Origin of the sequence: Pseudomonas oryzae, assembly GCF_900104805.1 — a bacterium.
Lineage (GTDB): Bacteria > Pseudomonadota > Gammaproteobacteria > Pseudomonadales > Pseudomonadaceae > Geopseudomonas > Geopseudomonas oryzae.
The window spans coordinates 446,066-459,023 of the sequence record NZ_LT629751.1 but is presented as its reverse complement, the minus strand read 5'-3'; the positions used below and the strand labels follow the sequence as shown (position 1 = coordinate 459,023).

General features: G+C 65.7%; 13 protein-coding genes. 12 read left to right on the top strand and 1 reads right to left on the bottom strand.

Annotated elements, in window-relative coordinates; translation table 11 throughout:
• Positions 1-18 precede the first annotated feature (18 nt).
• Positions 19-732: an alpha/beta family hydrolase gene (locus tag BLT78_RS02250; protein WP_090347421.1), complete on the bottom strand. Its 714-nt coding sequence runs from the start codon at positions 730-732 to the stop codon at positions 19-21.
• 51 nt (positions 733-783) lie between these two features.
• On the opposite strand from BLT78_RS02250, the gene ccoN (BLT78_RS02245) reads away from it, so the two are divergent.
• The 12 genes from ccoN (BLT78_RS02245) to BLT78_RS02190 all read left to right on the top strand — a co-directional run bounded on the left by ccoN (BLT78_RS02245) (position 784) and on the right by BLT78_RS02190 (position 12,921).
• On the top strand, positions 784-2,226 hold the full coding sequence (gene ccoN, locus BLT78_RS02245; RefSeq protein ID WP_090347420.1) for a cytochrome-c oxidase, cbb3-type subunit I: 1,443 nt from the start codon (positions 784-786) through the stop codon (positions 2,224-2,226).
• Positions 2,226-2,837 carry a cytochrome-c oxidase, cbb3-type subunit II gene (ccoO, locus tag BLT78_RS02240; RefSeq protein ID WP_090347419.1) on the top strand — a complete coding sequence of 204 codons (612 nt, stop codon included), beginning with the start codon at positions 2,226-2,228 and terminating at the stop codon, positions 2,835-2,837. Before ccoN (BLT78_RS02245) ends, ccoO (BLT78_RS02240) begins: the two co-directional genes overlap by 1 nt.
• Before the next feature lie 29 nt (positions 2,838-2,866).
• Positions 2,867-3,796: a cytochrome-c oxidase, cbb3-type subunit III gene (gene ccoP, locus BLT78_RS02235; protein ID WP_090347418.1), complete on the top strand. Its 930-nt coding sequence runs from the start codon at positions 2,867-2,869 to the stop codon at positions 3,794-3,796.
• A 356-nt stretch (positions 3,797-4,152) separates the two neighbouring features.
• Positions 4,153-5,595, top strand: a complete 1,443-nt coding sequence (gene ccoN, locus BLT78_RS02230; RefSeq protein WP_090347417.1) for a cytochrome-c oxidase, cbb3-type subunit I — start codon at positions 4,153-4,155, stop codon at positions 5,593-5,595.
• On the top strand, positions 5,595-6,206 hold the full coding sequence (ccoO, locus tag BLT78_RS02225) for a cytochrome-c oxidase, cbb3-type subunit II (protein ID WP_090347416.1): 612 nt from the start codon (positions 5,595-5,597) through the stop codon (positions 6,204-6,206). The genes ccoN (BLT78_RS02230) and ccoO (BLT78_RS02225) overlap by 1 nt, the downstream gene beginning before the upstream one ends.
• A 6-nt stretch (positions 6,207-6,212) precedes the next feature.
• A complete protein-coding gene (locus BLT78_RS02220) occupies positions 6,213-6,398 on the top strand; it encodes a cbb3-type cytochrome oxidase subunit 3 (protein ID WP_090347415.1) in 186 nt (61 codons plus the stop codon).
• Positions 6,395-7,321, top strand: coding sequence for a cytochrome-c oxidase, cbb3-type subunit III (gene ccoP / locus BLT78_RS02215; protein WP_090347414.1), 927 nt, complete (start codon positions 6,395-6,397; stop codon positions 7,319-7,321). Before BLT78_RS02220 ends, ccoP (BLT78_RS02215) begins: the two co-directional genes overlap by 4 nt.
• A gap of 226 nt (positions 7,322-7,547) precedes the next feature.
• Entirely contained in the window at positions 7,548-8,966 is a 1,419-nt protein-coding gene (gene ccoG, locus BLT78_RS02210; protein WP_090347413.1) for a cytochrome c oxidase accessory protein CcoG, read from the top strand.
• Positions 8,967-8,981: 15 nt separating this feature from the next.
• Entirely contained in the window at positions 8,982-9,488 is a 507-nt protein-coding gene (locus tag BLT78_RS02205; RefSeq protein ID WP_090347412.1) for a FixH family protein, read from the top strand.
• A gap of 8 nt (positions 9,489-9,496) precedes the next feature.
• Positions 9,497-11,968: a heavy metal translocating P-type ATPase gene (locus BLT78_RS02200; protein ID WP_090347411.1), complete on the top strand. Its 2,472-nt coding sequence runs from the start codon at positions 9,497-9,499 to the stop codon at positions 11,966-11,968.
• Positions 11,969-11,981: 13 nt separating this feature from the next.
• Positions 11,982-12,212, top strand: a complete 231-nt coding sequence (gene ccoS, locus BLT78_RS02195; protein WP_090347410.1) for a cbb3-type cytochrome oxidase assembly protein CcoS — start codon at positions 11,982-11,984, stop codon at positions 12,210-12,212.
• Entirely contained in the window at positions 12,205-12,921 is a 717-nt protein-coding gene (locus tag BLT78_RS02190) for a sulfite exporter TauE/SafE family protein (RefSeq protein WP_090347409.1), read from the top strand. Before ccoS ends, BLT78_RS02190 begins: the two co-directional genes overlap by 8 nt.
• Positions 12,922-12,958: the final 37 nt, after the last annotated feature.

The following is a 12,958-nucleotide window of genomic DNA, read 5'->3' as shown; positions in this document are numbered from 1 at the left end:
CCGCGGGCTCCGCTCGCTCTAGGCGGATGCGCAAACCGCCTCGCCGAGAAAGCCGGCGACAGCTTCAGCGGTGCGCTGCAGATGCTGCGCATGACTGAAACCGGAAACCCTGAGCGGCTTCAGATCGTGATCGGCGGCCTCGAGCCAGAGCATGCGGATGGCTGGTGACAGCGCGTAGCCGGCCACCTCCGCACGGCAGCCCAGCGCGTCGCGCTCACCCTGCACGATCAGGGTCGGCGTGCGCAACGCAGCCAGATGTTCGACCCGGGTCTTCTCCGGCTTGCCGGCGGCATGGAAGGGATAGCCGAGGCAGACCAGCGCCGGGGCGTCCAGCTCGTCGGCCAGCAGGCTGGCCATGCGCCCCCCCATCGACTTGCCACCGATGGCCCACCTCCCCGGTTCGCGCGCGTTCACCTCGCGCCAGACCTCGCGCCAGCAGTCGAGCAGTTGCGTCTGCGGACTGGGCGGGCGCTTGCCGCCATCGCGGCGCCGGGAGGCCATGTAGGGGAATTCGAAACGCACCACCCGCACGCCGAGTTCGCCCAGACGCCCGGCCATCTCGCTCATGAACGGGCTGTCCATCGGTGCCCCGGCACCGTGGGCCAGAATCAGGCCGCAAGGCTGCACGGCGACAGGCCCCGACCAAAGAAGTTCGGAAAAACTCACGCAAATATCCCCACGCGCCCTAGGGCGTTGATTTGTATCAACATCTATCCGAAGCAGTTTATCCATGCTGAGGCTGATCTTTTTCCGATCAAGCCCATTAGTCGTGGAACCTCGAAAATGAGCACAGAAAACTCAAGGACTGCTTATAACTATAAGGTGGTCCGCCAGTTCGCCGTCATGACGGTGATCTGGGGGATCGTCGGCATGGCGGCTGGCGTATTCATCGCCGCGCAACTGGTCTGGCCAGGCCTGAACTTCGACCTGCCCTTTACCAGCTTCGGTCGCCTGCGACCGCTGCACACCAACGCGGTGATCTTCGCGTTCGGCGGTTGCGCCCTGTTCGCCACCTCCTTCTACTCGGTACAACGTACCTGCCAGACCCGCCTGTTCGGTGGTCCGCTGGCCAGCTTCGTGTTCTGGGGCTGGCAACTGGTGATCGTGCTCGCCGCCATTACCCTGCCGCTGGGCTTCACCTCCTCCAAGGAGTACGCCGAGCTGGAGTGGCCGATCGACATCCTGATCGCCGTGGTCTGGGTCGCCTACGCCGTGGTGTTCTTCGGCACCGTGATGCAGCGCAAGACCAAGCACATCTACGTCGGCAACTGGTTCTTCGGCGCCTTCATCCTGGTGACGGCGATGCTGCACATCGTCAACAACCTGGAACTGCCGGTCGGCCTGCTCAAGTCCTACTCGCTGTACAGCGGCGCCACCGACGCCATGGTGCAGTGGTGGTACGGCCACAACGCCGTGGGCTTCTTCCTCACCACCGGCTTCCTCGGCATGATGTACTACTTCGTGCCCAAGCAGGCCGAGCGTCCGGTCTACTCCTACCGCCTGTCCATCGTGCACTTCTGGGCGCTGATCACCCTGTACATCTGGGCCGGTCCGCACCACCTGCACTACACCGCACTGCCGGACTGGGCCCAGTCCCTCGGCATGGTGATGTCCGTCATCCTGCTCGCTCCGTCCTGGGGTGGCATGATCAACGGCATGATGACCCTCTCCGGTGCCTGGCACAAACTGCGCCATGACCCGATCCTGCGCTTCCTGGTGGTCTCCCTCGCCTTCTACGGCATGTCCACCTTCGAAGGCCCGATGATGGCCATCAAGACCGTCAACGCCCTCTCCCACTACACCGACTGGACCATCGGTCACGTGCACGCCGGCGCCCTCGGCTGGGTCGCCATGGTGTCCATCGGTTCACTGTACCACCTGATCCCGAAGGTGTTCGGTCGCAAGGAGATGCACAGCATCGCCCTGATCAACTCGCACTTCTGGCTGGCCACCATCGGCACCGTGCTGTACATCGCCTCGATGTGGGTCAACGGCATCACCCAGGGCCTGATGTGGCGCGCGGTCAACGAGGACGGCACCCTGACCTACTCCTTCGTCGAAGCGCTGGAAGCCAGCCACCCGGGCTTCATCGTGCGCATGATCGGCGGCGCCTTCTTCGTGGTCGGCATGCTGCTGATGGCCTACAACGTGTGGCGCACCGTTCGCGTGGCCAAGGCTGAGGAAATGGCCGCCGCCGAGCAGTTCGTGGTTCAAGGAGCCCACTGATGAACAAGCACGAAATCATCGAGAAGAACATTGGCCTGATGACCCTGCTGATGGTGCTCGCCGTCAGCATCGGCGGCCTGACCCAGATCGTGCCGCTGTTCTTCCAGGACGTGGTCAACGAGCCGGTCGAGGGCATGAAGCCCTACACCGCCCTGCAGCTGGAAGGCCGCGACGTCTACATCAAGGAAGGCTGCGTGAGCTGCCACTCGCAGATGGTGCGTCCGTTCCGTGCCGAAACCGAGCGCTACGGTCACTACTCCGTCGCCGGCGAGAGCGTCTGGGACCACCCCTTCCTGTGGGGCTCCAAGCGTACCGGTCCGGATCTGGCCCGCGTCGGCGGCCGCTACTCCGACGACTGGCACCGCGCCCACCTGTACAACCCGCGCAACGTCGTGCCCGAGTCGAAGATGCCCTCCTACCCCTGGCTGGTGGAGAACAAGCTGACCGGCGCGGACACCGCCGCCAAGCTGCAGGCCATGCGCACCCTGGGCGTGCCGTACACCGATGCTGACATCGAAGGGGCCCGCGACGCAGTCAAGGGCAAGACCGAAATGGATGCCTTGGTCGCCTACCTGCAGGTCCTCGGCACCAGCATCAAGAACAAGCGCTGATGCGCGGCCTCAGCCAGGAGTAATCATCCATGACAGGCTTTTGGAGTATCTACGTCAGCATCCTCACCATCGGCACCCTGGTGGTGCTGTGGTGGCTGATCTTCGCGACCCGCAAGGGCCAGCGCCCGGACACCACCGACCAGACCATGGGTCACTCGTTCGACGGCATCGAGGAGTACGACAACCCGCTGCCGCGCTGGTGGTTCCTGCTGTTCCTCGGCACCCTGATCTTCGGCGCCCTGTACCTGGTGCTCTACCCGGGCCTGGGTAACTGGAAGGGTGTTCTGCCGGGCTACGAGAATGGCTGGACCCAGGTCGCCCAGTGGCAGCGCGAGATGGACCGCGCCGACGCCGAGTACGGTCCGCTGTTCGCCAAGTACGCCGCCATGCCGGTGGCCGAGGTGGCCAAGGACGAGCAGGCGCTGAAGATGGGTTCGCGCATGTTCGCTTCCTACTGCTCCGTGTGCCACGGTTCGGACGCCAAGGGCAGCTACGGCTTCCCCAACCTGACCGACAGCCACTGGCGCTGGGGCGGCGAGGCCGACACCATCAAGGCCACCATCCTTGCCGGTCGTCACGGCATGATGCCGGCCTGGGGCGCGGTCATCGGCGAGGAAGGCGTGAAGAACGTCGCCGCCTACGTGCGCAGCGAACTGGCCGGCCTCAAGCTGCCGGAAGGCGCCGAAGGCGATGTCGCCGCCGGCAAGCAGATCTTCGCCAGCAACTGCGTCGCCTGCCATGGTCCGGAAGGCAAGGGCGTCCCGGCCATGGGCGCTCCGAACCTGACCGCCAGCACGGGCTGGATCTATGGCTCGAGCCTGACCCAGCTGCAACAGACCATCCGCAATGGCCGTCAGGGCCAGATGCCGGCCCAGGAGCCCTACCTCGGCAACGACAAGGTGCATCTGCTGGCCGCCTACGTTTACAGCCTGTCGCAGAAAGCCCCGCAACAGCAGTAAACCTCGAGGAGGGGCCGCGCAATGCGGCCCCTCTTTTCTCCCGCCGAACTCCCCTTCCTTTTATGCGACCTAGTGTCGCACCTATCCCGAAGTTTTCTTCACAGTCATCGCCGCCAGGACTAAGCTCTCCACCCAGTCGCACGCGGTTACAAAAACAATGCGACATCACTCCTTGCGGCGTCTTTCGAGACTCCGTTCCGCGCCCAACCGACAACGCCTGCAGGTCTGCGAAGAGCCCGCCATCGTTCGCGGCAAGCCCTTGACTGACAAGCGCTTGCGTTGCAATGGCCACCTCCTTTCTCCATACTTGCCGCCGTTTTTTTGTCCCGAAAGTCCATAACCGTGGAACCCCTGAAATGAGTACAGCAATCAGCCCGACTGCTTATAACTATAAGGTGGTCCGCCAGTTCGCCGTCATGACGGTGATCTGGGGGGTCATTGGGATGGGTCTAGGTGTATTGATCGCCGCCCAATTGGTATGGCCGAGCCTGAACTTCGACCTGCCATGGACCAGCTTCGGTCGCCTGCGCCCCCTGCACACCAACGCGGTGATCTTCGCGTTCGGCGGTTGCGCCCTGTTCGCCACCTCCTACTACGTTGTGCAGCGCACCAACCAGGCTCGCCTGTTCAGTGACACCCTCGCCGCCTTCACCTTCTGGGGTTGGCAAGCCGTGATCGTGCTGGCCGTGATCACCCTGCCGCAGGGCTTCACCTCCTCCAAGGAGTACGCCGAGCTGGAGTGGCCGATCGACATCCTGCTGGCGATCGTCTGGGTTTCCTACGCGGTGGTGTTCTTCGGGACCATCCTCAAGCGTCAGACCAAGCACATCTACGTCGGCAACTGGTTCTTCGGCGCCTTCATCCTGGTGACGGCGATGCTGCACATCGTCAACAACATGGAGATCCCGGTTACCCTGTTCAAGTCCTACTCGCTGTACAGCGGCGCCACCGACGCCATGGTGCAGTGGTGGTACGGCCACAACGCCGTGGGCTTCTTCCTCACCACCGGCTTCCTCGGCATGATGTACTACTTCGTGCCCAAGCAGGCCGAGCGTCCGGTCTACTCCTACCGCCTGTCCATCGTGCACTTCTGGGCGCTGATCACCCTGTACATCTGGGCCGGTCCGCACCACCTGCACTACACCGCACTGCCGGACTGGGCCCAGTCCCTCGGCATGGTGATGTCCGTCATCCTGCTCGCTCCGTCCTGGGGTGGCATGATCAACGGCATGATGACCCTCTCCGGTGCCTGGCACAAACTGCGCCATGACCCGATCCTGCGCTTCCTGGTGGTCTCCCTCGCCTTCTACGGCATGTCCACCTTCGAAGGCCCGATGATGGCCATCAAGACCGTTAACGCCCTCTCCCACTACACCGACTGGACCATCGGCCACGTGCACGCCGGCGCCCTCGGCTGGGTCGCCATGGTGTCCATCGGTTCGCTGTATCACCTGCTGCCGAAGGTCTTCGGCCGCAAGGAAATGCACAGCATCGCCCTGATCAACGCGCACTTCTGGCTGGCCACCATCGGCACCGTGCTGTACATCGCCTCGATGTGGGTCAACGGCATCACCCAGGGCCTGATGTGGCGCGCGGTCAACGAGGACGGCACCCTGACCTACTCCTTCGTCGAAGCGCTGGAAGCCAGTCACCCGGGCTTCATCGTGCGCATGATCGGCGGCGCCTTCTTCCTCACCGGCATGCTGCTGATGACCTACAACACCTGGCGCACCGTTCGCGTGGCCAAGGCTGATGAAATGGCCGCCGCCGAGAAGTTCGTGGTTCAAGGAGCCCACTGATGAAGAATCATGACATTGTCGAGAAGAACATCGGTCTGATGACCCTGCTGATGGTGATCGCCGTCAGTATCGGCGGCCTGACCCAGATCGTGCCGCTGTTCTTCCAGGACGTGGTCAACGAGCCGGTCGAGGGCATGAAGCCCTACACCGCCCTGCAGCTGGAAGGCCGCGACGTCTACATCAAGGAAGGCTGCGTGAGCTGCCACTCGCAGATGGTGCGTCCGTTCCGTGCCGAAACCGAGCGCTACGGTCACTACTCCGTCGCCGGCGAGAGCGTCTGGGACCACCCCTTCCTGTGGGGCTCCAAGCGTACCGGCCCGGATCTGGCCCGCGTCGGCGGCCGCTACTCCGACGACTGGCACCGCGCCCACCTGTACAACCCGCGCAACGTCGTACCCGAGTCGAAGATGCCCTCCTACCCCTGGCTGGTGGAGAACAAGCTGACCGGCAAGGACACCGCCGCCAAGCTGGAAGCCATGCGCACCCTGGGCGTGCCGTACACCGATGCTGACATCGAAGGGGCCCGCGACGCCGTCAAGGGCAAGACCGAAATGGATGCCCTGGTCGCCTACCTGCAGGTCCTCGGCACCAGCATCAAGAACAAACGGTAACGCGCCATGGATATCGGGACTCTGCGTGGATTGGGCACCGCCCTCGTACTGATCGCCTTCGTTGGCCTGCTGCTCTGGGCCTTCAGCAGCAGGCGCAAGAAGAGCTTCGACGAAGCGGCCAACCTGCCCTTTGCCGACGAGCCCAAGTCCGAAAAGCGTGAAGAAGAAGCTTCTAGGAGTAAGCACGAATGACCAGTTTCTGGAATTGGTACGTCACCATACTCAGCCTCGGCACCATAGTGGCGCTGACCTGGCTCCTGTTCGCGACCCGCAAGGGCCAGCGTCAGGACACCACCGATCAGACCGTGGGCCACTCGTTCGACGGCATCGAGGAGTATGACAACCCGCTGCCCAAGTGGTGGTTCATGCTGTTCGTCGGCACCGTGGTGTTCGCCCTCGGCTACCTGGTGCTCTATCCGGGCCTGGGTAACTGGAAAGGCGTCCTGCCGGGTTACGAGGAAGGCTGGACCGGCGTCAACCAGTGGAAGAAGGAAATGGCCCGCGCCGACGAGCAATACGGCCCGCTGTTCGCCAAGTACGCTGCCATGCCGGTAGTCGACGTGGCCAAGGACGAGCAGGCCCTGAAGATGGGTGCCCGTCTGTTCGCCTCCAACTGCTCCGTGTGCCACGGTTCGGACGCCAAGGGCAGCTACGGCTTCCCGAATCTGACCGACAGCCACTGGCGCTGGGGCGGCGAGGCCGACATCATCAAGACCACCATTCTCGGCGGTCGTCACGGCATGATGCCGGCCTGGGGCGAAGTCCTCGGCGAAGCTGGCGTGAAGAACGTCGCCGCGTACGTGCGTGGCGAGCTGGCTGGCCTCAAGCTGCCGGAAGGCCATGGCGCCGACGTCGCCGCCGGCCAGAAGATCTTCGCCACCAACTGCGTCGCCTGCCACGGCGCCGAAGGCAAGGGCACTCCGGCCATGGGCGCTCCGGACCTGACCGCCAGCGCCGGCTGGATCTATGGCTCCAGCCTGCCGCAGCTGCAGCAGACCATCCGCCTCGGTCGCCAGGGCCAGATGCCGGCCCAGAACGAGCTGCTCGGCAACGACAAGGTCCACCTGCTGGCCGCCTACGTCTACAGCCTGTCGCAGAAAGCTCCGCAGCAGTAAGCGATTGCTGTTGAACCAGACGCCGCTTTCCGGTCACCGGAAAGCGGCGTCTTGCTTTCCGCCCCCCTGGCAACAGGCATGCCCACAAAATACCCCCCCAGGTATTCCGCGACCACCCGTCGCATGCGGAGCGCCGCCATTAGGCGTACCATTTGTGGGAAGTGAATCGATCCCGCTGGCCATGTACCAGAGGGACCACCTACTTCTCCAGCCGTGGTAGAGCCCGATGAGCGACAAGATTCCCGTTCAGGACGTGACCCCAAACTCCCCTGTCAAGAAAGGCGAAAGCGTCGATCTCTACGCCAAGCGCGAGATGATCTACACCAAGGCTTTCACCGGCCTGTTCCGCAATATCCGCCTGATCAGTGGCGCCTTCCTGTTCCTGATGTTCTTCGGCACTGCCTGGCTGAACTGGGGCGACCGTCAGGCTGTCTGGTGGAACCTGCCGGAGCGCAAGTTCTACATCTTCGGCGCCACCTTCTGGCCGCAGGACTTCATGCTGCTGTCCTGGCTGCTGATCATCTGCGCCTTCGGCCTGTTCTTCATCACCGTGTTCGCCGGCCGCGTCTGGTGCGGTTATACCTGCCCACAGAGCGTGTGGACCTGGGTCTTCATGTGGGCCGAGAAGGTCACCGAGGGTGATCGCAACCAGCGCATGAAGCTCGACAAGCAGCCGATGAGCGCCGCGAAGTTCCTGCGCAAGAGCGCCAAGCACGCCATCTGGCTGGGCGTGGCCCTGCTCACCGCGCTGACCTTCGTCGGCTACTTCACCCCGATCCGCCAACTGGTGGTCGACCTGGTCACCTTCAACCTCGAGGGCTGGGCGCTGTTCTGGGTGGGCTTCTTCACCCTGGCCACCTACGGCAATGCCGGCTGGCTGCGCGAGCAGGTGTGCATCCACATGTGCCCCTACTCGCGCTTCCAGAGCGTGATGTTCGACAAGGACACCCTGATCGTTTCCTACGACGCCAACCGTGGCGAGAAGCGCGGCCCGCGCAAGAAGGACGCCGACTACAAGGCCCAGGGCCTCGGCGACTGCATCGACTGCAAGATGTGCGTGCACGTCTGCCCGACCGGCATCGACATCCGCAACGGCCTGCAGATCGCCTGTATCGGCTGCGCCGCCTGCGTCGACGCCTGCGACAGCATCATGGACAAGATGGGCTATCCGCGCGGCCTGGTCGGCTACACCACCGAGCACAACCTGAGCGGCAACAAGACCCACATCGTCCGTCCGCGCCTGATCGGCTACGCCATCGCCCTGCTGGTGATGATGGGGGCCTTCGGTACCGCCCTGGTGATGCGCCCGCTGGCCGAGCTCGACGTGCTCAAGGACCGCGTGCTGTACCGCGAGAACGAGCAGGGCCGCATCGAGAACGTCTACACCCTGCGGATCATGAACAAGGACCAGCGCGCACACGTCTACACCATCGACGTGCAGGGTCTCGAGGGGCTGACCCTCGAAGGCAGCCGCGAAGTGAAGGCGGCTGCCGGCGAGGTGGTCTCGGTGCCGATCGAGCTGTCCATCGATCCGGAACGGCTGCCTTCCAGTACCAACGAGATTCTCTTTACAATCCAAGCCGCCGACATCCCCGGCAAGACCTTCGATGCCGAAAGCCGCTTCATCGGCCCGCGCGTCCGCTGACAGTAGAGAGAGAGCATGCAGCAGCCCGAGATCACCAGTCGCTGGTACAAGCAGTTCTGGGCCTGGTTCATCATCGCCATCCTGGCCTTCGCCGTCGTCCTCGGTATAGGCCTGGTGATCGTATCGGTGCGCACTGCCGATACCCTGGTGGCCGACAACTACTACGACGTCGGCAAGGGCATCAACCAGTCGCTCGAGCGCGAGAAGCTGGCCAAGCAGCTCGGCATGCAGGCCAGCCTGACCCTAGACGAGCAGAGCGGCACTGCCGAGCTGCGCCTGACCGGCATCAGCCGGCCGGCGCAGCTGGTGCTCAACCTGATCTCGCCGACCCAGCCGGAGCGCGACCGCCGCGTCATCCTCCAGCCGGTCGGCGGCGAGAGCGGCCTGTACCGTGGCCAGATGCAGGACGCCGTGAACGGTCGCCGCTTCGTCGAGCTGCTCGGCCAGGAAGGAGGCAAGGACTGGCGCCTGTTCGACGAGTTCGTCCTGGAAGATCGTAAGCCGATCGCCCTGGCGCCCTGACGCCGCCCATGAGCGCTCCCCTGCCCTGCTTCCACTGCGGGCTGCCGGTTCCCGACGGCAGCCCCTATCAGGCGCACGTGCTCGGCGAAGCGCGTGCCATGTGCTGCCCCGGCTGCCAGGCGGTGGCCGAAGCCATCGTCGCCGGCGGCCTGGAAAGCTACTACCGTCACCGCAGCGAAACCGCGGCCAACCCCGAAGCCCTGCCCAAGGCCCTCGCCGACGAGCTGGCGCTGTACGACCGCGCCGACGTGCAGGAGGGGCTGGTGCAGCACAGCGGCCAGGAGGCCGAGACCTGCCTGCTGATCGAGGGCATCAGCTGCGCGGCCTGCGGCTGGCTGATCGAGCATCATCTGAAGAAGCTGCCGGGCGTCAGCCAGGCCAGCCTCAACCTGTCCAACCACCGCCTGCAGGTGCGCTGGGACGACAGCAATTTGCCGCTCAGCCAGCTGCTCGCCGAGCTGCGTCGGATCGGCTACGCCGCACACCCCTACCAGGCCGATGCCGCCGCCGAGCAGATGCACCGCGAGAACCGCCTGGCCCTGCGCCAGCTCGGCGTCGCCGGCCTGCTGTGGATGCAGGTGATGATGGCCGCCATGGCCACCTGGCCGGAGTTCAACCTGGATCTCAGCGCCAGCTTCGACGGCATCCTGCGCTGGACCAGCCTGCTGCTGACCACGCCCATCGTCTTCTACTGCTGCGGACAGTTCTTCCGCGGCGCGCTGCGCGACCTGCGCACCCGCCACCTGACCATGGACGTCTCGGTGTCGCTGGCCATCGGCGGCGCCTACGTCGCCGGCCTGTGGTCGACCGTCACCGGCGAGGGTGAACTGTATTTCGATGCCGTGGGCATGTTCGCCCTGTTCCTGCTCGCCGGCCGCTACCTGGAGCGACGCGCCCGCGAGCGTACCGCCCAGGTGACCGCCCAGCTGGTCAACCTGTTGCCGGCGTCCTGCCTGCGCCTGGATGAGCAGGAGCACAGCCAGCGCATCCTGCTCAGCGAGCTGCGGGTCGGCGATCGCGTACTGGTGCCGCCGGGTGCGGTGATCCCGGCCGACGCGCTGATCCTCGCCGGCCAGTCGAGCATCGACGAGTCGCTGCTCACCGGCGAATACCTGCCGCAGCCGCGCAGTGCCGGGCAACGCGTCACCGGCGGCACCCTCAACATCGAGGGGCCGCTGACCCTGCAGGTCGAAGCCCTCGGCGACGACACCCGCCTGTCCGCCATCGTCCGCCTGCTCGAGCGCGCCCAGGCCGACAAGCCGCGCCTGGCCCAGCTCGCCGATCGCGTGGCGCAATGGTTCCTGATCACCGTGCTGCTGGTCGCCGCGGCCGTCGGCCTGATCTGGTGGCAGATCGACAGCGAACGGGCGTTCTGGATCGTCCTCGCCCTGCTGGTCGCCACCTGCCCCTGCGCCCTGTCGCTGGCCACCCCGACCGCGCTGACCACCGCCACCGGCAGTCTGCACCAGCTCGGCCTGCTGGTGACCCGCGGCCATGTGCTGGAAAGCCTCAACCAGATCGACACCCTGATCGTCGACAAGACCGGCACCCTCACCGAAGGCCGCCTGACCCTGCGCGAAGTCCGCGTGCTGCGCGAGCTGGACAGCCGGGCCTGCCTGAGCCTCGCCGCTGCCCTGGAAAACCGCTCCGAACACCCGATCGCCCGCGCCTTCGGCCGTGCTCCGCAGGCCGCCGAAGCGGTGCACAGCGAACCCGGAAGGGGCCTCGAAGGCCTCGTCGAGGGCCGCCGCCTGCGCATCGGCGAGGCGAATTTCGTCAGTCAGCTCGCGGGGCAGCCGGCCCCACGCATGCCGCAGGAGGCCGGCCAGTGGCTGCTGCTCGGCGACGAACGGGGCCCCCTGGCCTGGTTCTGTCTCGACGACCGCCTGCGCGGCGACGCCCGCACGCTGATCGAGGCCGCCCACAGCCGCGGCTGGCAGGTACTGCTGCTGTCCGGCGACAGTTCGCCGATGGTCGCCAGCGTCGCCGTCGAACTGGGCATCGCTGATGCCCGCGGCGGCCTGACGCCCGACGACAAGCTGGCCGTGCTGCGCGACCTGCACCGGCAGGGCCACCGCGTGCTGATGCTCGGTGACGGCGTCAACGACGTCCCGGTGCTGGCCGGCGCCGATATCAGCGTGGCCATGGGCAGCGCCACCGACCTGGCCAAGACCAGCGCCGATGCGGTGCTGCTGTCCAACCGCCTGGACAGCCTGGTGCAGGCCTTGCAAGTGGCCCGACGCACTCGCCGCATCATCGTCGAGAACCTGACCTGGGCCTGCCTGTACAATGGCCTGGTGCTGCCCTTCGCCGCGCTCGGCTGGATCACCCCCGGCTGGGCAGCGATCGGCATGTCCGCCAGCTCACTGGTGGTGGTGGTCAACGCCCTGCGCCTGAGCCGGGTCAGAGGCAGCAGCCAGCCGGTGGCTGCCGCCATCGGCCATGCCCCCGAAAGCCTGGCCACCACCAGCCGTACCTGACCCGGAGGTCACCATGTCCGCCCTCTACCTGCTGATCCCGGTCGCCGTCGTGCTGGTCGCCCTGGCCATCTGGATGTTCTTCTGGGCCGTCGACAACGGCCAGTACGATGACCTCGACAGCCCGGCGCACAGCATCCTGTTCGACGACGAAGACCCCAACCATCAGGCCGGCATCGACGAGGCCAGCGCCAAATCGGCCACCGATAGCGACCACCCCACAGACCGGAAACCGCCGCGTGGCTGACCTGTTGCCCCTGCTGGTTTCGGCCCTGATCCTCGGACTGCTGGGCGGTGGTCACTGCATCGGCATGTGCGGCGGCCTGATGGGGGCACTGACCCTGGCCATCCCCGCCGAGCAGCGCCAGCGCCGCCTGCACCTGCTGCTGGCCTACAACGTCGGCCGCATCGCCTCCTACGGCATGGCCGGCCTGCTGCTCGGCCTTGCCGGCTGGGCGCTGGCCAGCGGCCCGGCGGCGACCGTCCTGCGGGTCATCGCCGGCCTGCTGCTGATCGTCATGGGCCTCTATCTGGCCGGCTGGTGGAGCGGGCTGACCCGCATCGAAGGCGCCGGCCGCCTGCTGTGGAAGCAGATCGAGCCCCTGGCCCGCCGCCTGCTGCCGGTACGCAATGCTCCGCGCGCCCTGCTGCTCGGGGCCCTGTGGGGCTGGCTGCCCTGCGGCCTGGTCTACAGCACCCTGCTGTGGGCCGCCAGCCAGGGCGATGCGCTCGACAGCGCTCTGCTGATGCTTGCCTTCGGTCTCGGCACCCTGCCGGTGCTGCTCGCCACCGGCCTGGCCGCCGAGCGCCTGACCGTCCTGCTGCGCCGCCGCGGCGTGCGCATCGCTGGTGGTCTGCTGGTCATCCTGTTCGGCCTGTGGACTCTGCCGGGTCCGCATCAGGCCTGGCTGATGGGCCATTCCGCCGCTCACGCCAACGCTCAGCACGCTCACTAGAGCGCTTGATACAGGTCAACACCCCACTTCGCGCCCG

Excerpts from the sequence above, each read along its gene's own strand:
- BLT78_RS02250 (WP_090347421.1), bottom strand. The coding sequence starts at position 732 with ATGGATAAACTGCTTCGGATAGATGTTGATACAAATCAACGCCCTAGG.
- ccoN (WP_090347420.1), top strand. The coding sequence starts at position 784 with ATGAGCACAGAAAACTCAAGGACTGCTTATAACTATAAGGTGGTCCGC.
- ccoO (WP_090347419.1), top strand. The coding sequence starts at position 2,226 with ATGAACAAGCACGAAATCATCGAGAAGAACATTGGCCTGATGACCCTG.
- ccoP (WP_090347418.1), top strand. The coding sequence starts at position 2,867 with ATGACAGGCTTTTGGAGTATCTACGTCAGCATCCTCACCATCGGCACC.
- ccoN (WP_090347417.1), top strand. The coding sequence starts at position 4,153 with ATGAGTACAGCAATCAGCCCGACTGCTTATAACTATAAGGTGGTCCGC.
- ccoO (WP_090347416.1), top strand. The coding sequence starts at position 5,595 with ATGAAGAATCATGACATTGTCGAGAAGAACATCGGTCTGATGACCCTG.
- BLT78_RS02220 (WP_090347415.1), top strand. The coding sequence starts at position 6,213 with ATGGATATCGGGACTCTGCGTGGATTGGGCACCGCCCTCGTACTGATC.
- ccoP (WP_090347414.1), top strand. The coding sequence starts at position 6,395 with ATGACCAGTTTCTGGAATTGGTACGTCACCATACTCAGCCTCGGCACC.
- ccoG (WP_090347413.1), top strand. The coding sequence starts at position 7,548 with ATGAGCGACAAGATTCCCGTTCAGGACGTGACCCCAAACTCCCCTGTC.
- BLT78_RS02205 (WP_090347412.1), top strand. The coding sequence starts at position 8,982 with ATGCAGCAGCCCGAGATCACCAGTCGCTGGTACAAGCAGTTCTGGGCC.
- BLT78_RS02200 (WP_090347411.1), top strand. The coding sequence starts at position 9,497 with ATGAGCGCTCCCCTGCCCTGCTTCCACTGCGGGCTGCCGGTTCCCGAC.
- ccoS (WP_090347410.1), top strand. The coding sequence starts at position 11,982 with ATGTCCGCCCTCTACCTGCTGATCCCGGTCGCCGTCGTGCTGGTCGCC.